At 63.7% G+C, this 20,490-nt stretch carries 22 protein-coding genes; 10 read left to right on the top strand and 12 right to left on the bottom strand.

The window, feature by feature from the left end; genetic code table 11:
• Positions 1-182 precede the first annotated feature (182 nt).
• The 12 genes from NG900_RS26070 to nac form a co-directional block, all read right to left on the bottom strand.
• On the bottom strand, positions 183-1,025 hold the full coding sequence (locus NG900_RS26070) for an ABC transporter substrate-binding protein (RefSeq protein ID WP_252685226.1): 843 nt from the start codon (positions 1,023-1,025) through the stop codon (positions 183-185).
• 52 nt (positions 1,026-1,077) lie between these two features.
• A complete protein-coding gene (locus tag NG900_RS26065) occupies positions 1,078-1,812 on the bottom strand; it encodes an amino acid ABC transporter ATP-binding protein (RefSeq protein WP_252685224.1) in 735 nt (244 codons plus the stop codon).
• Between the two features lie 23 nt (positions 1,813-1,835).
• A complete protein-coding gene (locus NG900_RS26060) occupies positions 1,836-2,585 on the bottom strand; it encodes an amino acid ABC transporter permease (protein WP_252685222.1) in 750 nt (249 codons plus the stop codon).
• 3 nt (positions 2,586-2,588) lie between these two features.
• Entirely contained in the window at positions 2,589-3,290 is a 702-nt protein-coding gene (locus tag NG900_RS26055) for an amino acid ABC transporter permease (RefSeq protein ID WP_252685220.1), read from the bottom strand.
• Between the two features lie 11 nt (positions 3,291-3,301).
• On the bottom strand, positions 3,302-4,054 hold the full coding sequence (locus tag NG900_RS26050; RefSeq protein ID WP_252685218.1) for an SDR family oxidoreductase: 753 nt from the start codon (positions 4,052-4,054) through the stop codon (positions 3,302-3,304).
• Positions 4,055-4,171: 117 nt separating this feature from the next.
• Positions 4,172-4,954: a LamB/YcsF family protein gene (locus tag NG900_RS26045; protein WP_252685216.1), complete on the bottom strand. Its 783-nt coding sequence runs from the start codon at positions 4,952-4,954 to the stop codon at positions 4,172-4,174.
• Between the two features lie 12 nt (positions 4,955-4,966).
• The gene (locus NG900_RS26040) at positions 4,967-5,383 is read right to left on the bottom strand and encodes an acetyl-CoA carboxylase biotin carboxyl carrier protein (RefSeq protein ID WP_252685215.1); all 417 of its coding nucleotides are present in this window, start codon (positions 5,381-5,383) and stop codon (positions 4,967-4,969) included.
• A 1-nt stretch (position 5,384) separates the two neighbouring features.
• Complete coding sequence (locus NG900_RS26035) at positions 5,385-6,389, bottom strand: 5-oxoprolinase subunit C family protein (RefSeq protein WP_252685213.1); 1,005 nt, start codon at positions 6,387-6,389, stop codon at positions 5,385-5,387.
• Positions 6,386-7,045, bottom strand: a complete 660-nt coding sequence (gene pxpB, locus NG900_RS26030) for a 5-oxoprolinase subunit PxpB (RefSeq protein ID WP_252685232.1) — start codon at positions 7,043-7,045, stop codon at positions 6,386-6,388. The genes NG900_RS26035 and pxpB overlap by 4 nt, the downstream gene beginning before the upstream one ends.
• Positions 7,046-7,070: 25 nt before the next feature.
• Positions 7,071-8,438 (bottom strand): acetyl-CoA carboxylase biotin carboxylase subunit, encoded by a 1,368-nt coding sequence (accC, locus tag NG900_RS26025; protein ID WP_252685211.1) that lies wholly within the window; start codon positions 8,436-8,438, stop codon positions 7,071-7,073.
• Positions 8,439-8,454: 16 nt separating this feature from the next.
• Positions 8,455-8,907 carry an acetyl-CoA carboxylase biotin carboxyl carrier protein gene (locus tag NG900_RS26020; RefSeq protein WP_252685209.1) on the bottom strand — a complete coding sequence of 151 codons (453 nt, stop codon included), beginning with the start codon at positions 8,905-8,907 and terminating at the stop codon, positions 8,455-8,457.
• An 88-nt stretch (positions 8,908-8,995) separates the two neighbouring features.
• Positions 8,996-9,937 carry a nitrogen assimilation transcriptional regulator NAC gene (gene nac / locus NG900_RS26015; protein ID WP_252685207.1) on the bottom strand — a complete coding sequence of 314 codons (942 nt, stop codon included), beginning with the start codon at positions 9,935-9,937 and terminating at the stop codon, positions 8,996-8,998.
• A 185-nt stretch (positions 9,938-10,122) separates the two neighbouring features.
• Here nac and NG900_RS26010 point away from each other — a divergent pair, with 185 nt between their 5' ends.
• From NG900_RS26010 to NG900_RS25965, 10 genes are all read left to right on the top strand, one after another.
• On the top strand, positions 10,123-11,331 hold the full coding sequence (locus NG900_RS26010) for an aspartate transaminase (RefSeq protein ID WP_252685205.1): 1,209 nt from the start codon (positions 10,123-10,125) through the stop codon (positions 11,329-11,331).
• 37 nt (positions 11,332-11,368) lie between these two features.
• Positions 11,369-12,043: an RraA family protein gene (locus tag NG900_RS26005; protein ID WP_252685203.1), complete on the top strand. Its 675-nt coding sequence runs from the start codon at positions 11,369-11,371 to the stop codon at positions 12,041-12,043.
• 57 nt (positions 12,044-12,100) lie between these two features.
• Positions 12,101-13,096, top strand: a complete 996-nt coding sequence (locus NG900_RS26000) for a 2-hydroxyacid dehydrogenase (protein WP_252685201.1) — start codon at positions 12,101-12,103, stop codon at positions 13,094-13,096.
• A gap of 7 nt (positions 13,097-13,103) precedes the next feature.
• On the top strand, positions 13,104-13,643 hold the full coding sequence (locus tag NG900_RS25995; RefSeq protein ID WP_252685199.1) for a gluconokinase: 540 nt from the start codon (positions 13,104-13,106) through the stop codon (positions 13,641-13,643).
• Positions 13,615-14,391 carry a glucose 1-dehydrogenase gene (locus NG900_RS25990; protein ID WP_252685197.1) on the top strand — a complete coding sequence of 259 codons (777 nt, stop codon included), beginning with the start codon at positions 13,615-13,617 and terminating at the stop codon, positions 14,389-14,391. The genes NG900_RS25995 and NG900_RS25990 overlap by 29 nt, the downstream gene beginning before the upstream one ends.
• A 17-nt stretch (positions 14,392-14,408) precedes the next feature.
• The gene (locus NG900_RS25985; RefSeq protein ID WP_252685195.1) at positions 14,409-15,443 is read left to right on the top strand and encodes an L-idonate 5-dehydrogenase; all 1,035 of its coding nucleotides are present in this window, start codon (positions 14,409-14,411) and stop codon (positions 15,441-15,443) included.
• A gap of 68 nt (positions 15,444-15,511) precedes the next feature.
• A complete protein-coding gene (locus NG900_RS25980; protein ID WP_252685193.1) occupies positions 15,512-16,642 on the top strand; it encodes an NAD(P) transhydrogenase subunit alpha in 1,131 nt (376 codons plus the stop codon).
• Between the two features lie 11 nt (positions 16,643-16,653).
• A complete protein-coding gene (locus tag NG900_RS25975; RefSeq protein WP_252685191.1) occupies positions 16,654-16,977 on the top strand; it encodes an NAD(P) transhydrogenase subunit alpha part 2 in 324 nt (107 codons plus the stop codon).
• 11 nt (positions 16,978-16,988) lie between these two features.
• Positions 16,989-18,416 carry an NAD(P)(+) transhydrogenase (Re/Si-specific) subunit beta gene (locus tag NG900_RS25970; protein WP_252685230.1) on the top strand — a complete coding sequence of 476 codons (1,428 nt, stop codon included), beginning with the start codon at positions 16,989-16,991 and terminating at the stop codon, positions 18,414-18,416.
• A 352-nt stretch (positions 18,417-18,768) separates the two neighbouring features.
• Positions 18,769-19,875: a porin gene (locus NG900_RS25965; RefSeq protein WP_252685189.1), complete on the top strand. Its 1,107-nt coding sequence runs from the start codon at positions 18,769-18,771 to the stop codon at positions 19,873-19,875.
• Positions 19,876-20,490 lie beyond the last annotated feature (615 nt).

The raw sequence follows: 20,490 nt of genomic DNA, 5'->3' as shown, positions 1-20,490 counted from the left end.
CAGCACCACCCAGCCCAAGAAGGAGAAACGCACCGCCAAACAACCCGCACAAAGCGACACCTAACAGCCTTTGGGGTGGGTCAGTTTTCGATGCAAATCCTGGGTCAGAATTCGGTGCAAATCAACAGGCCAATGTCGATATCAGGTTCTCTTCCGCGCCGTAATACCGCACCCGCAATGTGTCAGGGGATGGGCGTGAACTTAAGCTCGCTCAGCGGAACAACCTTGTCTTCACGGACCATCTTGTAATCCGTATTTGGACCGAGCCATTTGTTCCACAGTTGGTTGATCTCCCCCGCCTTGTCCATGGCCAGCAATGCCTCGTTGACCTTGGCCAGCAGCGCCGGCTCGCCCTTCTTCATCCCCACGCAGATTGGCTGATAGATCATCGGCTCCGCAATCATCTTCAGTTCAATGCCACCTGTCTTGGACTGATTCACCAGTTTCGTAATCGTCATCGTGTTTGACACAATGCCCAGTGCCTTGCCCTGCTGCACGGCCATGTACGCGGAACCAGTGTCCTGGAACGTCACAGGCTCGGATCCATTCATTTTGATCGACAGCTCTGACGTCGACCCCTTCGCCGCAGCCAGACGCTTGCCCTTGTAGGCAGCCTTGCCGGTGCCTGGATCGCTCGCCCTTACGGCTAGCATTTCCTTGGCGAGATAGTACGGATCGCTGAACTGGATCTGCTCCGCGCGGCTGAGCGTATATGCGAGGTTCGCGACCGTCACATCAACGCGGCCCATTTTCACTTCGGGCACACGCGCCTCGACTGATAGCGGGGTGATCTTGGCCGTGACCCCCAAGTGCTTGGCCAGTGCCTGGCACATATCGACATCGAAGCCGACCATTTCGCGGGTCTTAGGATCCGGCGCGGCGAACGGCGGCACATCGGCAAACGTGCCACAACGCAGTTCCTTGTTCTTCTGAATCTCCGCCAATTGATCAGCAAGGACAGGAAAGGACGCGGCGCACAGACAGGCCAAGACAGTCAGGCGTGCAACGGTGGAATGGACCGTCATTTCAGACTCCTAAAGGTGGTGTGGCACAGAAACGGAGAAACCAAGAAACAAATCAGTGCGAGCGCAGATCCGACAGGAAGCGCTTGGCACGTGGGTGCTGCGGATCGCGGAAGAAGACATTGGGATCGGCAACTTCCAGAATGGCACCTGCGTCCATAAACCACACACGATCGGCCACCTCGCGTGCGAAGTTCATTTCATGGGTCACGCACATCATGGTCATACCGTCGTTGGCCAGGCTGCGCATCACGGCCAGCACCTCGCCCACCATCTCGGGGTCCAGCGCGCTGGTGGGTTCGTCGAACAGCATGGCAGGCGGCTCCATGGCTAGGGCCCGTGCAATCGCCACGCGTTGCTGTTGCCCGCCCGAGAGCTGCGTCGGATAGGCGTCGGCCTTGTTTGCCAGCCCCACCCGATCAAGCAGTTGCATGGCTTTTTCGCGCGCTTCGGCACGGCGAACGCCGCGCACGCGCATCGGCGACAGCACGATGTTCTCCAACACCGAAAGATGCGGAAACAGGTTGAAGCTCTGGAACACGAAGCCGATACGGCTGCGCACCTTGTTGAGCGCATCGCTACCCATCGGGGCGTGCACGTCGTCCCCATCGAACAGGATCTGGCCGGATTTGATTTCTTCCAGCCGGTTGACCGTGCGGATCAGCGTCGACTTACCGGAGCCGGACGGCCCGCAGACCACGACGACTTCACCCTTCTTGACCTCTGCGTTGATGTTGTTCAACGCTTGGTAGTCGCCGTACCACTTGCAGACATTGGAGAACTTGATCATGTCGACGCCTCAGTCACGAATATTCAGGGTTCAACCGGCAACGGCTCGGGAGCGTTCGGCGCAGACCCGCCACGACGCTTACCCGCTCGCTTGGCTGCAATGCGGTGTTCCAGAGCGCGCGCTGCCCGCGTCAGGCTCCAGCACACCACGAAGTACATGACCGCCAGCAGGAAGAAAATCTGGAACGGCTTGCTCAGCAGGGCGTTGTTGATCTGGTTCGCGGCAAACGTCAGTTCGGGCACGTTGATGACGTAGCCGAGCGTGGTTTCCTTGATGGTGGAGACGAACTGGGCGAGCATGCTCGGCAGCATGTTGTAGAGGGCCTGGGGCAAGATCACCAAACGCATAGCGCCGAAATAACTGTGCCCGAGCGCCCGCGCAGCCTCCATCTGCCCCTTGGGCAGCGCTTCGATACCGGCGCGCACCACTTCGGACAGGTAGACAGCTTCGTAGATCACCAGCGTGCAGACCATCGTGGTGAAGCCCGACACGGCATTTCCGATGACGAGAGGCGCGAGAAAATACACCCACAGGATCCACATCAGCAGCGGCACGCCACGGACCACATACACCAGCGCGGTCACCGATGCATGCAGCGGGCGCCAGGGCGACAGCCGCGCCAGGGCCAGAAGCACGCTCAGAGGAAACGCGAGCCCGATACCGAGCACCGACAGGATCAACGTGCACGCAATGCCGCCCAACGGGCCATTCGGATACTGCCCAACCAGCAACAACAGCCAGTTGTCACGGACGATATCGATCACATCCATCATGGCTTATCTCCCCGTCGCGACACGGAAGCGACGAGCCAATGCAGCGCCCACCGCCATGATGACGAGCGAAAAGCCCAAGTACATGACCGTCGCCAGCAAGTACGACTCGAAGGCGCGGAAGCTCGTGTTCTCGATCTCCTTGACGGCGTGGGTCAGTTCCGTGACACCGATCGCCATCGCCAGACTACTGTTCTTGAACAGCGAGACGCTGTGGTTGATCAGTGCCGGCAGCGCATTGCGCACCGCCTGCGGCATGAGCACGTAGCGCAGGGTGCCGATGAAGCTGTTGCCCAGCGCGCGGGCCGCCTCTTCCTGACCCGGTGGAATCGCACGTAGGCCCGAGCGCAGATCTTCGCTGAAGTAAGCCGCCTGGCACAGGCCCAGCGCCACGACCGAAAATACGGCCTCGGAGTGATGGTCGGCCAACCAGTCGAGCATCGGCAGCGGGAACAGCGTCGAGATGCCGAAGTACCAGAACATCAGCTGCACCAGCGTCGGCACGTTGCAGTGATACGAGACATACGCCTCGACAAAACGCTCGGCCAGTGGGTTGCGCACCATCCGGATGCCCAGCAGCACGAAGGCCAGCAACATGGCGAGTGCCCATGAACTGCCGGCGATCACCAGCGTCATCCAGACCCCCTCGATCAGCATCTTGCTGAACTCGGGGTTCTTCAGGATCACCATCAGATCAAAGCCTTGCATGATCGGCCTCGTCAGTCTTGCGATGGTTCCGGACGCATCGTGGAAAGCCCGCCGGGCACCTGCAGCGTCGGAGTGATCTCCATATGCCCGATGTTGACGGCGATGGGCGCAGCAATGGCAAACGCAATGGCCTCGGCAATGTCGGTGGCCTGCGGCAACTCGAAGCCTTTGACGAAGCGCTCGTAGGTGTCTGCGCTGTCGCCGTGTACGTGAGCAAAGATATCGGTGGCCACGCGCCCAGGGCAGATTTCGGTCACGCGCACGTGCTTGCCGTAGGCATCGATGCGCAGTTGGCGCGACAGCATGTGGATGGCCGCCTTAGTGGCGTGGTACGTGGAGTTGCCGCCAAAATTGTACGCACCAGCAATCGAGCTGATGTTGACGATGTGGCCCCGGTCGCGCGCCACCATGCCCGGCAGCACGAGCCGGCAGAGATGCAGCACCGCGCGCAGGTTGACGTCCACCAGCAGATCAATCCCCTGCGCATCCGCCTTGAGCAGCGATCCGGGGCGATCCACCCCGGCGTTGTTGACGAGGATGTCGAACGCGTGCTCGCTCGTAAGCGCCGTGATGCCGTCCAGGTCTGTCACGTCGATGGCGTGCGCAATGCACCCGGTGCGCTCAGCGAGCTTGGCCAGCGCGTCTGCGCTGCGCGCCAGGGCGTGGACTTGCACGCCTTCGCGGCTCAAGCGTTCGACAACGGCAGCACCGATTCCCGAAGAGGCGCCAGTGACCAGAGCGGTTTTGTAGTCTGCGAATGACATGGTTGTCCTGTGCAATAACGTGCTTTCAATGTATCGATCACCAGCTTTGCGCGCCAAGACGGAATGTCTTTGGCGTGATAGGCCTGTCTTATGTCGGGGTAACCCTTATCCCGGGACCTACAGCGCGGTGGAGAACCCGAGTTGCTGCGAGATCGGGACGATACGCCCGCCGAGTGATTCGATCTGCGCCCGCAGACGCCGGGTCAGCGCCACGGCGCCAGGGGTATCCCCATGCACGAGAATCGAGCGCGGCTGCAGTGCGAGGACGTTGCCCGCGTGCGTCTCGATCGTGCCCTCCGTCAGCAGGCGCCGCACGCGCGCGAGCACCTGCGCTTCATCGTGGATCACGGCACCGGGCAGCCCCCGGCTGACGAGCAGGCCTTCGTCGTCATAGGCACGGTCCGCAAGAAAGCTGACGCCGACGGGCAGGCCGAATTCGGCGGCCGCCCCTTCAATCGCGCGACTGGGTGAGGTGCTGATGATGATATTTGGATCGAATGCAGCAATCGCCTTCAGCAGCGGCGTCGCCCAAGCAGGATCCGCTGCCGCCCGGTTACCGAGCGCACCATGAAAGCTCATGTGGGTCATCCGGCGGCCCTGTGCGCGAGCAATGCCTGCCAAGGCACCGAGCTGGTACGTCACCATTGCCGTGAGATCGGGAATCTCGACATGCATGAGCCGCCGCCCGAACCCCTGTCTGTCCGGAAAGCCCACGTGCGCCCCCACGTCCACGCCGCTCTCGATCGCCGTGCGAACGGTGCGGTCCATGATCAGCGGGTCGCCGGCATGGAACCCGCAGGCAATGTTGGCCGACGAGATCAGCGACATCATTGCCTCGTCGTCACCCATGCGCCACGGGCCAAAGCCCTCGCCCAAATCTGCATTGAGATCGATTTCCATGTCGCTCCCCGATCAATGTGTGGTGAGCACGACGAGCGGCGTGCCCCAGCCCACGACGGTGCCGTCGGGCACCGGCATGTCCTGCACGATCGCCTCGCACGGCGCCGTCACAGGCAGCAGCAACGAACCAATCTGCAGCAACCCCAAGGGCTGCGACGCCTGAACTGCCATCCCCACCGTTGCAAGCGGCGCCGTCTGCTGCGGGTGCTGAAGGCGGAATACGCCGACGGAACCTGCGCGCACGATTTCAGGCGAGACGTCCACAGTGGAGGCTGAGGATACGGCTGGCGCTGGCTGCAGCCCCATCTGCGGCGTGACCATACGCTCGTTGCGCAATGCAAGGCGGATGCCCGGCCCTTGCAGCTCGAACTCCGTGATATCGGTCTCGGCGAGCCACGTACAGATCTGCCGAATGTGTTTGATCTCCATCTCAACGTCCTCCTGCCGTGGCGTGCAGGCCGATCAAGCGCCGCACGTCCGCCAGCCATGCCTCGACTTCGGCCAGCGCGGCAACAGCCTCATCCCACGTGGTTTCGATAAAGCGCACCTGGCTGCCGATCGGCGCCTGGCCGAGCCGCCACAGGTCTGCTTCGATCACGGTCCCGATCTTCGGGTAGCCGCCCGACGGCTGGGCCTCGCGCATCTGCACGATGGGTTGCCCGCTGGGAGGTACCTGGATCACGCCGGGCACGATGCCGTGCGAGCGCATTTCGAACGGCTGCAGCGGCGTCAACGTCGGGCCGGCCAGCCGAAAACCGTAGCGATCGCTCTGCGGGGTGACTTTCCACGGCTCCGACCAGAAGCTCTGCTGCGATGTCTCGGTGTAGCGCTCGTACTCCGCTGCGGGCAGCACACGCATCGCCGGCAACCCGTCCACCTGCAGCGGCAGGCCCAAGGCCGGCGGCACCAGACCGATACCGGCGCTCGCCTCGCCGCTTCCTGCCCCGTTATCGAGTCCGGGGGAACCGGCTCGCAGCACGTCGCCACGCTTCAGCGCGCGTCCATCAAGACCGCCAAACGCCCCGCGCAGCTGCGTACTACGGGAGCCAAGCGCCAGCGGTACATCCACGCCACCCGCCAAGCACAAATACGCGCGGCAGGCGGGCACCGGGCCACGTTGCGGCACGGTCAGGCGTAGCGTCTGTCCGGCTCGGGCCTCGTGCACCCACCACGGAAGCAGCGGCCGGTCGTCAAGCCGCGCACCGCAGTCCGCGCCGGTCAGCGCAAAACGGCAGTCCTGCGTAAACCGCACCTGGAACGGGAACACCTGCACTTCAATGCCGGCAGCGCCTTCGTCGTTGCCCAGCAGCAGGTTGCCCGCCGCCAGCGCGAGGGTGTCCATCGCGCCGGAAACTCCAACCCCCCAACGCAGCGCCCCCATACGCCCCAGATCCTGCACCGTGGCCAGTGCGCTGGCCGAAAGGACCTCAATCATCGAATCACCTTCTCGACACGGAAGCGCAGCACATCTCCGGGCTGCAGCAATGCAGGCGGGTTTTTCTTCGGATCAAAGAAACACATCTCGGAACTGCCGATCGTGTTCCACCCGCTCGGGCCATCGGAGGCGGACACGCCGGTCTGCGACCCTCCGATCGACACCGCACCGCCAGGAATACTCAGCACCGGCACCTTGCGCCTCGGCGTAGCAATGCGCGGGTCCATGCCGCCCAGATAGCAGTAACCGGGGTGGCTGCCCAGAGCGTAGACGTGATAGTCCGGCGCACTGTGCAGCGCAACGATCTCGTCCACCGACAAGCCGGTATGGCTCACGACATCGGCCATATGCGGGCCGAAATCGCCGCCGTAGACGACCGGCAACTCGACAAGCCGACCTTCGCGCGACAGCGGCGTTGCGTCGCGCCAGGCCTCGCGCAGGCGCGTCTCGATCGGCGCCAACTCCAATGGCGGCCGCATGAAGGTCAGCATCAGGTTATTCATGCCGGGCACGGCTTCGCGCACTTCAGGCCAGGACTCGACCTCCAGCGCGAGCGACCACAGCCGCTGCTGAGTCAACAGGTTCATCTCGCCCGGCACATCGAACAGCAACGCCGTCGTGCCCAGCAGGCTGATAATTTCCGTCTCGGTGGTCATGCTTGCCATGGTTCAACATGTCTCGTTACGCGGCTTCTTTACGCGACTCCGCGCGTGCACGCAGCCAGCGTTCCAGGTGATGGATATCGACCCCACCCGTTTCAAAATCGGCGTCCCGAACGATCTCGCGATGCAGCGGCAGATTGGTGGCGATGCCGTCCACCTGCAGCTCGTCCAGCGCCAGGCGCATGCGCTGCAACGCGTCCTCGCGGGTGGCGCCATGCACGATGAGCTTGGCGATCATCGAGTCGTAATGCGATGGCACACGGTAGCCGGCACCAGCGTGCGTATCCACGCGTACGCCATAGCCCCCGGGCAACTGCAGGCCGGTGATGACGCCGGGCGAAGGGATGAACGTGTCCGGGTGCTCCGCATTGATACGGCACTCCAGCGCATGGCCCTGGCAAGCGATGTCGCTCTGCCGTAGCGTGAGCGGCTCACCACGTGCCACGCGAATCTGCTGCTGAACGATATCGATGCCCGAGGTCATCTCGGTCACCGGGTGCTCGACCTGGAGGCGGGTATTCATCTCGATGAAGTAGAACGCGCCGTTCTCGTACAGAAACTCGAAGGTGCCCACGCCGCAGTAGCCGATCTGCCGGCACGCTGCCGCGCAGCGTTCCCCAACCTCGGCGATCAGCGCCGGGTCAATACCTGGCGCCGGTGCTTCCTCCAACACCTTCTGGTGTCGGCGTTGCAGCGAGCAATCACGGCTGCCCAGCCACACGGCGTGGCCGTAGCGATCGGCCAGCACCTGGATTTCCACGTGGCGCGGGTGCGTCAGGAACTTCTCGATATAGACCTCCGGGTTGCCGAATGCGCGCCGCGCTTCCTCACGCGTCAGCGCCAGCGCATCCGCCAACGCGGAGGCTTCGTGCACCACACGCATGCCGCGCCCGCCGCCCCCACCCGCCGCCTTGACGATCACCGGAAAGCCGATCTCGCGCGCGATCGCCAGCACCTCTGCGGAATCGTCGGGCAAGGACGTATCCGGCCCCGGCACGCACGGCACACCAGCTTCGCGCATGGCGCGCTTGGCGCTCACCTTGTCGCCCATCGTGCGGATGCACTCGGCGCTGGGGCCGATGAAGGTCAGGCCGGCCTCGGTCACTCGCTCCACAAAGCCCGCGTTTTCCGAGAGGAATCCATAGCCGGGATGAACGGCCTGCGCACCGCTCACGCGCGCTGCCGCAAGCAGCGCCGCTTGATTCAGATAACTGGCGGCGGCTGACGCCGGACCAATGCAGAGTGCCTGGTCAGCCAGGCGCACATAAACGGCGTCACGATCGGCTTCCGAATACACAGCCACCGTGCGCAGGCCGAGCCCGCGACAGGCGCGCTGGATGCGCAGGGCGATTTCTCCGCGATTGGCAATCAGTACGGTGTCGAACATGGTGGCCCCCTGTGCCTCACGCGAATCGAATCAAGGGTTGTCCGGCCTCGACTTCTGAGCCGGACTCCACCAACACGGCCTCCACCGTGCCGTCGCTTTCCGCGACGACCGCGTTGAAGACCTTCATTGCTTCAATCACGCACAAGGTCTGGCCAGCCTGGACTGTCTGGCCCGGCTGCACGAAAACGGGCTCGCCCGGTGCAGGCCGCAGATGCGCGATTCCGAACAGCGGAGCCAACAGTTCGCGCGGCTGCGGTGCGGCGTCAATCGGCTGTGGACCAGAGGAAGGCTGGACGGCAGCCGCGGCCGCGGGGACTGGCGGCGCACTCGTCGGCGAAGCGCACCCGCCCTGCCCAGCGGACGGGCGCCGCACGAGCCTCAAGACCCACCCCTCATGGCTGAAGCTCATCTCGGCAAGGTCCGAAGACGCCATGGCGTCGATGAGCTGCTTGATCTGCGAGAGGTCCATGTTTGTCCACAAGATGCTGTTGTGGACACAGTATCGACCTCGGCCGCTCTGTACCAAGACGGTTTGTCTTTGCCCCGATAGGCGCGGCTTATGACGCCTCGTGGTGCTCCGCCACGTCAGACGGCAGGAGGTTGCCCGTCAGCCCGGCCACCAGCTCGAGCAGGATTTCCTTGATGGCCTGGGCAGGCTCGGACAGCGGCTGATGCCCCGACTGGCACAACGCCAGCGGCGCTTCGATCACGGGATCGATGATGCGGCGCTGCCACGCGTCACACGACATTGCCACCTCCTTGGCCATCGAAGCGGGCAGGATGGTCGCGCCCAGGCCATCGGCGACGATGGCCTTAAGCGTGCCAGCCGATTCAATCTCCGCCGACACCTTTGGCGCCATGCCGATGGCGCCGAACGCCTCGTCGACCAGCCGGCGCACGACGTTGTAAGGGCGTGCCAGGTATAGGTCGATCTCGCCGAGCATCGCCAGCGGCACCTCCTCCGGGGGCGCCGGCATGCTGCTTGGACCGACCACGTAGAGCTGCTCGCGCAGCAGCGGAAGGAACGAGAGGCCATGCACTACGGTCTTGCCGCCATACAGCACTGCCATGTCCATGCGCCCGTTCATGATCAGTTCGGACAGCGTGCTGCCGTAGGTCTCGTTCAGGTACAGCACGATCCCCGGGTGCCGCGCACGCACGGCGCGAAGCAACGGCAGCGCAAGCGCCGACGCTGCAGTGCCTGGTGCCAGCCCAACCGAGACCGCGCCCGACAAGCCCTGCCCTGCGGCCTTCATCTCGACCTTGGCCTGATCCACCTGGCGCAAGATTGCCTGGGCATGCCGGTACAGCACCTTGCCCGCCTCGGTCGGCACCACGCCTTGCTTGGTGCGCAGCAGCAATTGCTGACGCACCTCGCCTTCGAGCGTAGCCATCTGCTGGCTCAGCGACGGCTGCGCAACATGCAGCAGATCGGCCGCCTGCGTGACGCTGCCGACATCGACAATCTTTACGAAGTACCGCAATCGTCTGAAGTTCAAGTGTTCTCCTATCCCCGGGGCGTGGGCCGCCCGTGCTCCTCATGCAAAAGCTTATGCCCAGTGCAAGTTCCATACCTATAGGTGTTTCCTATCTAGACATACTCGAGTCGTCTTGGTCTTCATTCGCGGCGGCGTCTAAGGTTGCGCCATACCTCCCCTCAACGATCAACGCAGCAAGGACCCTCGTGACCACGTCCCGCATTGCCGCCCGCGTCCGCCGCATCAAGCCATCGCCAAGCACGTCCGCCGCCGATCGTGCGAACGAATTGCGCCGCCAGGGCAAGTCCATCGTGAACCTCGTGGTCGGCGAGCCCGACTTCGACACGCCGGCGCACATCCGCCAAGCGGCCGCACAGGCCATCGAAAAAGGCGCGACACGCTACACGCTAATGGCGGGCACAGTGGAACTGCGCCAAGCCATCGTCGACAAGATGGCGCGCGAGAATGACCTGCACTACGCACTGAACGAAGTCATCGCCACCAACGGCGCGAAGAGCGCGATCTACAGCGCGCTGGCGGTCACGCTCGAAGCCGGAGACGAGGTGCTGATCCCTGCCCCATATTGGGTGTCGTACCCCGACATGGTGCTTGCCTGCGACGGCACGCCCGTCACGCTGCCCTGTCCCGAGGTGCAGGGGTTCAAGCTGACAGCGGCCCAACTGGAAGCCGCCATCACCCCGCGTACCCGGTGGCTGCTACTCAATTCGCCTAGCAACCCGACAGGCGCGAGTTACACGCTGGCCGAATACCGGGCGCTTGCCGACGTGCTGGCTCGCCATCCCGAGGTGGTCGTCATGACGGATGACATCTACGAGCACATCCGCTTCGATGCACAACGCACGCCGCACCTACTCAATGCAGCGCCCGAACTGCGCGAGCGCACGCTGGTCATCAACGGCGTGTCCAAGACCTACGCCATGACTGGCTGGCGCATCGGCTGGATAGCCGGCCCGCGCGACCTGATCCAGGCGCTCGATACGTTCCTCTCGCAATCGGCCGGTAACTGCTGCTCGGTCAGCCAGGCGGCAGCGGCAGCGGCCCTGAACGGCGACCAGAGCTTCGTTGCCGAGAGCGTGGCCATCTACAAGCAGCGCCGCGACGCGACGCTAGCCCGCATCAATGCAATCCCCGGCCTCTCGTGCAACGCACCGGACGGGGCGTTCTATCTCTATGTGAACTGCGCTGGCCTAATCGGCAAGACCACGCCCGACGGCAAGACGCTCGATACCGACGGCGATGTCGTCATGTACCTGCTCGAGCGCGAGGGCGTGGCCGTCGTCGCCGGTACGGCCTATGGCCTGTCGCCGTACTTCCGCATGTCGATCGCCACCTCGCTCGAAACCCTTGAAGAGGGCTGCCAACGCATCGAGCGTGCGGTGCTTGCCCTGTCCTGAGTACTAAGCACTGAGTCCTAAGACACACGAGACATCGATGAGCACCTACAAGGCCATTCGCAAGATCCCGTCCTTCCCTCAACTGGACGCCACGCTGGTTGCCGCCCTACGCGAGCTGCCCGTTGCCGCTATCAGCGACAACATGCACCGCAACACAGGCACCGGCAGCCTGCACCCCTATCACAAGCCGGTCGCGACAACGATGGCCGGCACGGCCGTCACAGCACGTTCCCGCGGCGGCGACAACCTGACCTACCTGCGTGCGCTGGAGTTCTGCCGGCCCGGCGATGTGCTCGTGATCGATGCCGGTGGCGACCTGCAGAACGCCGTGGTCGGCGGCATCCTGACCTACTACGCCGCGCGCATCGGTGTGGTCGGCGTGGTGATCGACGGTGCGGTGCGCGACGTAGCCGAGCTGCGCGAGCGCGAGTTCCCGGTCTACGCGCGCGGCGTGACGCACCGCGGCCCGTACAAGGACGGCCCTGGCGAGATCAACGTGCCGGTGTCGGTGGGCGGGATGGTCGTGAACCCCGGCGACGTCATCGTCGGAGACCAGGACGGCCTGCTCGCGATCCCGCCCGACGATGTGCCGCTGCTGATCGACAAGGCGCGCGCCGTACTCGCCACCGAAGCCGAGACGATTCGCGCCATGAAGGAAGACCGCTGGGATCGCAGCTTCATCGATGCGCTGGAAGCGCGCTGCAATAACTGACCCCACAAGCGTCTTCTCTTCTGCGCGACACCACCGAATCCCACTTTGGAGACCTGCATGCGTTCCTCCGTTCTTGTCACCAGGGCCACGTTTCCCGATATTGCCAACCGACTGCGCGAGTACTTCGAAGTAACCGACAACCCCTCGGACACGGTCCTGAGCCCGTCGGGGCTGATCGAGCGGCTGCAAGGCAAGCAAGGCGTGATGAGCACGGGCAGCGAGCGCATTGATGCGGCGCTGCTCGACGCATGCCCCCAGCTCAAGGCGGTGTGCAACGTGGGCGTGGGCTACAACAATGTCGACGTGGCCGCCTGCACTGCGCGGGGCGTGGTGGTGACCAACACGCCCGACGTGCTCACCCAGACCACGGCGGATTTCGGCTTCGCGCTGATGCTCGCCACCGCGCGGCGAATCACGGAATCTGAACGCTTCGTCCGGCGCGGCGAATGGCAGAAGACGGGCATCTACAACCAGATGCTCGGCGGCGACATCTACGGCGCCACGCTGGGCATTCTCGGCATGGGCCGCATCGGCCAGGCAATTGCCCGGCGTGCCGCACTGGGGTTCGAGATGCAGGTCCTCTACCACAACCGCTCGCCGCTGGATGCCGAAACCGAAGCCCGCGCGCATGCCCGTTACGTCGACAAGGACACGCTACTGCGGGAGTGCGATCACCTCATCCTGGTGCTGCCCTATTCCCCCGGGGCTCATCACACGATCGGCGCCGCCGAACTGGCGAAGATGAAACCGACCGCCACCCTCACCAACATCGCGCGCGGCGGCATCGTCGACGACGAAGCCTTGGCGCAGGCGCTGCGCCAGGGCACCATCGCGGCGGCCGGGCTCGATGTGTTTGAAGGCGAGCCGCGCATTCATCCGGACCTGCTGGCACTCGACAACATCGTGCTGACGCCGCATATCGGCAGCGCGTCAGTCAATACGCGCTGGGCCATGGCCGCACTGACCGTCGACAACCTGATCGCCGCGCTCGGCTGCGGGCCGCAGGCCGGTCAGCCGCCGACGCCCGTCAACCCCCAGGTGCTACAGCGATAGGCCCGCCATGCAGAACCACAAGGTACTGGTAATGGGCGTGGCCGGCTGCGGAAAATCCACGCTGGCCGCACGCGTGGCACAAGCGCTGGGGGCGCACTGCATTGAAGGCGACGACCATCATTCCGAAGCCAGCCAGGCCAAGATGCGACAAGGCATCCCACTGCAGAACGCCGACCGTGAGCCGTGGCTGGCAATGCTCGCCACCATGCTGGCCTCAGCACCGGGCCACGCCGTGCTCGCCTGCTCGGCGCTTAAGCGAAGTTACCGGGAGCAGTTGCGAGCCGCCGTACCGCAGCTGCGCATCGTATACGTCGACATCACGCTCTCCGACGCCATTGCACGGGTGGCCTCTCGCACGGACCACATGTTTCCGCCCAGCCTGGTGCTGAGCCAGTTCGCCGTCCTTGAAGCGCCGGCGGACGAGCCGGATGTGCTCCAAATTCCGGCGGACCTGCCGGTCGATACACAGGTCCAGCAGGTGCTGCGCTGGATCGATGAAAACACCTCGAGACACGACAATGACGCATCCCAATCTGAACATGTTTGACCTGACCGGCCGCACAGCCTTAATCACCGGTGCCAGCAGCGGTATCGGGCTTGCACTGGCCGGCGGCTTGGCTCGTGCCGGCGCCCGTGTCGTCCTGAATGCCCGTGGGCAGGAAAAGCTCGCACGGGCCGCCGACAGCCTGCGCGCACAAGGTGCCGACGTCCACACCGCCGCCTTCGATGTGACCGACAGCCAGGCCGTGGCCGAAGGCGTGGCTTGGGTGGAGGCTGAGCTCGGCGCCATCGACATCCTGGTCAACAACGCCGGCATGCAGCGTCGCGCGCCACTGGAGCAATTTGAGACAGCGCAGTGGCACGAGCTGATGAAAACCAACGTCGACAGCGTTTTCCTCGTCGGACAGGCTGTGGCCCGCCACATGATCCCGCGCGAGCGCGGCAAGATCATCAACATCTGTTCGGTGCAGAGCGAACTGGGGCGCCCCGGCATTGCGCCCTACACCGCAAGCAAGGGCGCTGTGAAGATGCTCACCAAAGGTATGGCGATCGACTGGGGCCAATACGGGATCCAGGTCAACGGTCTGGGCCCGGGCTATTTCAAGACGGAGCTGACCCAGGCGCTGGTGGACAACCCCGAGTTCACCGCGTGGCTCGTAGGTCGCACACCATCGCGCCGCTGGGGCGACGTTGAAGACCTCGTCGGTGCGGCCATCTTTCTTGCCAGCAAGGCCTCCGACTTCGTCAACGGCCACATCCTCTACGTTGACGGCGGCGTGACCGCCACCCTGTAACCCATTGGAACCTCATCATGGACGCACTCGTCATCCACGCCGCCAACGACCTGCGCATTGAAGACGTTGTCACCCCCGAGGTGCTGCCGAACCAGATGCGCGTGCATGTGCGCTATGGCGGCATCTGCGGCTCGGACCTGCATTACTACAACCACGGCGGCTTCGGCACCGTGCGCGTGACCGAGCCAATGGTGCTTGGCCACGAGATCGCAGGCCGCGTTGAAGAAATCGGCCAAGAGGTGCGCCGGCACGCCACGGGCGACCGCATTGCCGTCAGCCCGAGCCGGCCCTGCGGCCAGTGCGAGTACTGCCAGCAAGGCCTGCAAAACCATTGTCTAGACATGCGCTACTACGGCAGCGCGATGCGCACGCCCCATATTCAGGGTGCGTTCCGCCGAGAGATCGTCATCGACGAAAGCCAGGCCCACCGCCTGGCCGACAGCGTGAGCGATCAGGAGGGCGCGATGGCTGAGCCGTTATCGGTGGCGCTGCACGCCGTGCGCCGCGCCGGGCCGCTGCTGGGCAAGCGTGTGCTGGTGACGGGCTGCGGGCCCATCGGCGCCTTGATCGTCGTAGCGGCACGGCGCGCGGGCGCGGCCGAGATCATCGTCACGGACATGGGTGCGTATCCGCTGCGGGCCGCCCGCAAGGTGGGCGCCGACGTGACCATCAACATGACAGAACAGCCCGACGGTCTCAAGCCCTACACCACCGACAAGGGACAGATCGACGTGCTGTTCGAGGCCAGTGGCAACGAGCGCGCGCTGCGTGGCGCCATCGAGGCGCTGCGCCCGCGCGGCATCATCGTGCAGGTGGGCCTGGGCGGCGAGCTGACGCTACCCATCAACGCCATCGTTGCCAAGGAGCTTGAGTTGCGCGGGGCATTCCGCTTCCATGAGGAGTTCGCCATGGCCGTGGAGCTACTCAACAAGGGACTGGTCGACGTCAAGCCGCTGATTTCCGCCACCGTGCCGTACCGCAATGCGGCTCATGGGTTCGCCCTAGCAGGCGATCGGACACAAGCGATGAAAGTCCTGCTGGATTTTCAATGAGCCAATGAGCATGAGCAGGACGCGCCGGCACCGGCCAACGTCCTGAGCCGATTTCCCTGGAGACTCAGATGTTGATAGGCATTCCGCTGCAAACCGCGGAGGGCGAGACGCGTGTCGCCCTAACGCCGGAGACGGCAAAGAAACTCAAGGCGCAGGGCCACGTGCTGCGCGTGCAGAAGAGCGCAGGCTGGCGCGCATCGATCCCAGATCAGGCGTATGAGGCCGCCGGCTGCGAAATGATCGATGCGGCCGGTGCGTTCGGCGCCGATCTCGTGCTGACCGTGCGGCAGCCCGCGCCGGAAGGCCTGGCGCAGATGCGGCCGGGCGCTGCGCTGGTCGGCATGCTGGACCCGTATGACAAGGCCAGCCTCACGCGCCTGGCGCAAGCTGGCCTGACCGGCTTCGCGCTGGAAGCCGCACCACGCACCACGCGGGCACAGAGCATGGACGTGCTCTCTTCGCAGGCCAACGTCGCGGGCTACAAGGCCGTCATGATGGCCTCGGACCGCTACCAGCGTTTCTTTCCGATGCTGATGACAGCGGCGGGCACCGTGAAGGCCGCACGCATCGTCATCCTGGGCGTAGGGGTGGCGGGCTTGCAGGCCATCGCCACGGCCAAGCGCCTGGGCGCCGTGGTCGAGGCCACGGACGTGCGCCCCGCCGTCAAGGAGCAGGTCGAATCGCTGGGTGCGAAGTTCATCGATGTGCCCTGCGAGACGGACGAAGAACGCGAAGCCGCCGAAGGCGTGGGCGGCTATGCCCGGCCCATGCCGGCATCATGGCTCGCACGGCAGAAAGTGGAAGTGGCCAAACGCGTGGCGCAGGCCGACATCGTGATCTCCACCGCGCTGATCCCGGGCCGGGCTGCGCCCGTCCTCGTTACCGAAGAGATGGTCCAAGCCATGAAGCCGGGCTCAGTGATCGTCGACATCGCCGCCGGCAAGAGTGCAGACGGTGTGAGCGGCAATTGCACACTGACCGAAGCAGGCAGGACGGTCGTCAAGCATGGTGTGTCCATCGTGGGCGAGACCAACCTGCCCGGCCTCGTGGCCGCGGATGCATCGGCCCTGTACGCACGCAACGTGCTGGAGTTCCTGAAGCTGATCGTGGACAAGGACGGCGCGCTCGCCATCGATGAAAGCGACGACATCGTCGCCGCCTGCCTGGTGACCCGGGGCGGCGCGGTACTGAGAACCTGAGGAGAAACATCATGGAAGTGGTCTCGCACACCATTGTCAGTCTCACCACGTTCGTGTTGGCCGTGTATGTCGGCTACCACGTCGTGTGGAACGTCACGCCGGCGCTGCACACGCCGCTGATGGCCGTCACCAACGCCATTTCCGCCATCGTGATCGTCGGGGCCATGCTGGCCGCGGCGCTGACCGAGACGGTGCCGGGCAAGATCATCGGCGTGCTGGCGGTGGCGCTAGCAGCGGTCAACGTCTTTGGCGGCTTTCTGGTTACGCGCCGGATGCTGGAGATGTTCAAGAAGAAGGACAAGAAGCCTGCGGTCGCAAGCGGGGGTGCCAAGTGAATCTGCATTTCATCAGCCTGGACGTGGTGACCCTGCTGTACCTGGTGGCCAGTGTGTTGTTCATCCAGGCGCTCAAGGGCCTGAGCCATCCGACCACGTCGATTCGCGGCAACCGGTTCGGCATGGCCGGCATGACGATTGCCGTGCTCACCACTGCCGCATTGATCCTCAAGCTTGCCGACGGCAATGCGCTCGGCCTCGGCTATGTGCTGCTCGGACTGGTGATCGGCGGCGGCGTGGGTGCCTTCATGGCCAACCGTGTCGAGATGACCAAGATGCCCGAGTTGGTGGCCTTCATGCACAGCATGATCGGGCTTGCGGCGGTGTTCATTGCCATGGCGGCGGTGGGCGAGCCATATGCGTTCGGCATTGCGGCCAAGGATGCGTCCATCCCAACCGGTAACCGGCTGGAACTCTTCCTCGGTGCGGCGATTGGCGCAATCACGTTCTCGGGTTCGGTCATTGCCTTCGGCAAGCTGTCGGGCCGATACAAGTTCCGGCTGTTCCAGGGGGCGCCCGTGCGGTTCGCGGGCCAGCATCTGCTGAACCTCGTGCTTGGTTTGGCGACCATTGGTCTGGGCGTCGTATTCATGGCCACGGAAAGCTGGCCGGCCTTCGGTGCGATGCTGGTCCTGGCCTTCGTGATGGGCGTGCTGATCATCATCCCGATCGGTGGAGCCGACATGCCGGTCGTCGTGTCAATGCTCAACAGCTATTCGGGTTGGGCAGCGGCAGGCATCGGCTTCAGCCTGAACAACAGCATGCTGATCATCGCCGGCTCACTGGTTGGCAGCTCGGGCGCGATCCTGAGCTACATCATGTGCAAGGCGATGAACCGCTCGTTCTTCAACGTGATCCTGGGCGGTTTCGGCGGCGAAACAGGCGATGTGCAAGCTGGCACTGCCCAGCAACGCAGTGTCAAGAGCGGCAGCGCGGACGATGCAGCCTTCATCCTCGGCAACGCCGAGACGGTGGTGATCGTGCCGGGCTACGGCCTGGCAGTTGCCCGCGCCCAGCACGCAGTGAAGGAGCTGGCCGAGAAGCTCACGCACAAAGGCATCAACGTGAAGTACGCCATCCACCCCGTGGCGGGCCGCATGCCCGGCCATATGAATGTGCTGCTGGCCGAAGCCGAGGTGCCCTACGACCAGGTGTTCGAGATGGAAGACATCAACAGCGAGTTCGGCCAGGCCGACGTGGCGATCGTGCTTGGCGCCAATGACGTGGTGAACCCCGCAGCCCAGCAGAAAGGCAGTCCGATCTATGGCATGCCGATCCTGGAGGCCTACAAAGCGAAGACGATCATCGTGAACAAGCGCTCGATGGCGTCCGGTTATGCGGGGCTGGATAACGAGCTGTTCTACCTGGACAAGACCATGATGGTGTTCGGCGATGCGAAGAAGATCGTCGAAGACATGGGCAAGGCCATGGAGGAATGAGTATGGAGCACGGCCACCGCGCAGACATCAGCCGGAGACTATCGCCCCATAGGTAAGTCGTCTTGGTTAGAAAAGCATGCGGGCGTCTAATCTCCATAAAGACCGCTGCTTGCTCTTCAATCTTTGCGGCCCGTCGTTCTTTCGTCAAAACCTTCGCTGCGCTGACATCGCTCATCGCGCGCGTTCTGGATTGAGCCGATCCCGACGCGCACGTCAGCAATAGCAACCACCCAATTGGCCAGACAAACGCGCATCGCAGCCACCCTTCTTGCAAGGCGGCTGAGAGGGGACTCGTGCGTCCGGCGACTGAGCATCAACACGAAGTCAACCTGCACACTGAAAGGGAGCCACAATGAAAAGATCGCTTACGACGGTCGCCGTCCTGGGAACCATCTCTGCCGCGGCGCATGCGCAGAGCAGCGTCACGCTGTATGGCCTCATCGATGTCGGCATCCGCTACAACACACACCAGAATGCCGCGGGCAACAGCAAGATCGGCATGGGCAATGGCGGCTTGCTGTCCGGTAGCCGTTGGGGTCTGATGGGCAACGAAGACCTGGGCGGCGGCAACAAGGCGTTCTTCCAGCTCGAGTCCGGCTTCACGCCAGGCACGGGCTCCACGCAGCAATCCACCCCGTCCGGCACCGCACGCCTGTTCGGCCGCACCGCGGTCGTGGGGCTCTCTTCGCAGACCTATGGTGAGATTGCGTTGGGTCGCCAGTACACGCTGGTCCACGAGATGGCGTATACGCACGACATCTACGCGCTGTCGAACTATGTCGGCACCGTGGGCTTCCAAGGTGCCGGGCTGACCGGTGGCGGCCGACTGGACAACACCATGCGCTATACCTCGCCGAGCTTTGGCGGCTTCACCGTCAAGGGCGCCTACACCTTTGGCGAAACAGCGGGCGACACCAAGCACAATTCGTCGCCGGCCGTGGCGGCGTCGTATGACAATGGGCCGCTCAGCGTCGGGGCCGCTTTCCAGATCATCAACAATATCGGGGGGCTGACGCCGGCAACAACCGCCTACGGCAGCACGTATTTCGGCATCACGATTCCGGACAGCACGCAGAAGGTGTTCACCATCGGTGCCACGTACAAGTTGGGGGCGAGCAAGCTGTATGCGTCCTACATCTACAGCAACGTCTACCCGGTGGGCTATCGGAACGATTCGTTCTCGGTGGCGGTGAGCTATCCGCTCACGCCAGCGCTTGAGCTCAAACTACCTGTATATGTGGACCGGCTCAAGCATGCCGGACAAAGCGGTACGCGTATTACCGGTGGCCCGCTGCTGGACTACAGCCTGAGCAAGCGCACCGATGTGTATGCAGGCGTGGACTACACACACCTTACAGGCGCATGGACAACGCTGGCTGGTACGCCGGGATTCACGCTGCCTGTCAGCGGGCGCAATTCTGTGTTTGAGGCCACGGTTGGCCTCCGGCACAAATTCTGACGGGTCACCGGTCAGAACATGGCATGGCGAACCGCTGGTTCTCCATGCCATCTTCGACTGTTGCTTTGCGTTCAACGTCTATTCCCGCCGCTCTCTAGGATCCTCGTTCGAGGGGCAATCCCATTATCATCACCGCTCCCGTGCGCAAACCTGCGATCCCCCACTATGAAGGCCTCCAGCATTTACGGAGTCAAAGTCACGGCATCGACCGTCTCTCTATAACTCTGCACATGCAGCCCTCTCCTCGAAGCGAGCGAGGACTGGCCGGCCATTGCCTGGGCCATAGTGAACGCAGGCGCGCTGCGAGCGGTCTCGATGCCTTTTCTGATGGCTTTTGGCTGCCTCTCACGCGGACTTTGGCTTCCAACCGATCCACCCCCTGTTGATGACTGACTCGGGGCTTCGTCCGCGCGCGTGGCGATCAGTGCCACGTACGCAGCAGGACTAGGTATGGTTTGAGCCGGCGAACGGACTTCAATCGAAAGGCGGTTTTGCAAGATCGGCAACAACGGTGCGGTCAGTGATAAGGCCGTGTGTCTGAGAGATTCACGCCGCGCGCCGCGCACCGAGAGAACTTTCGCGTGATATTCGCCTGACATCCGCACTGCTCCCCGG

Origin of the sequence: Ralstonia soli (assembly GCF_023955655.1) — a bacterium.
Classification (GTDB): Bacteria; Pseudomonadota; Gammaproteobacteria; order Burkholderiales; family Burkholderiaceae; genus Ralstonia; species Ralstonia soli.
This window is presented reverse-complemented; position numbering and strand designations above follow the sequence as displayed.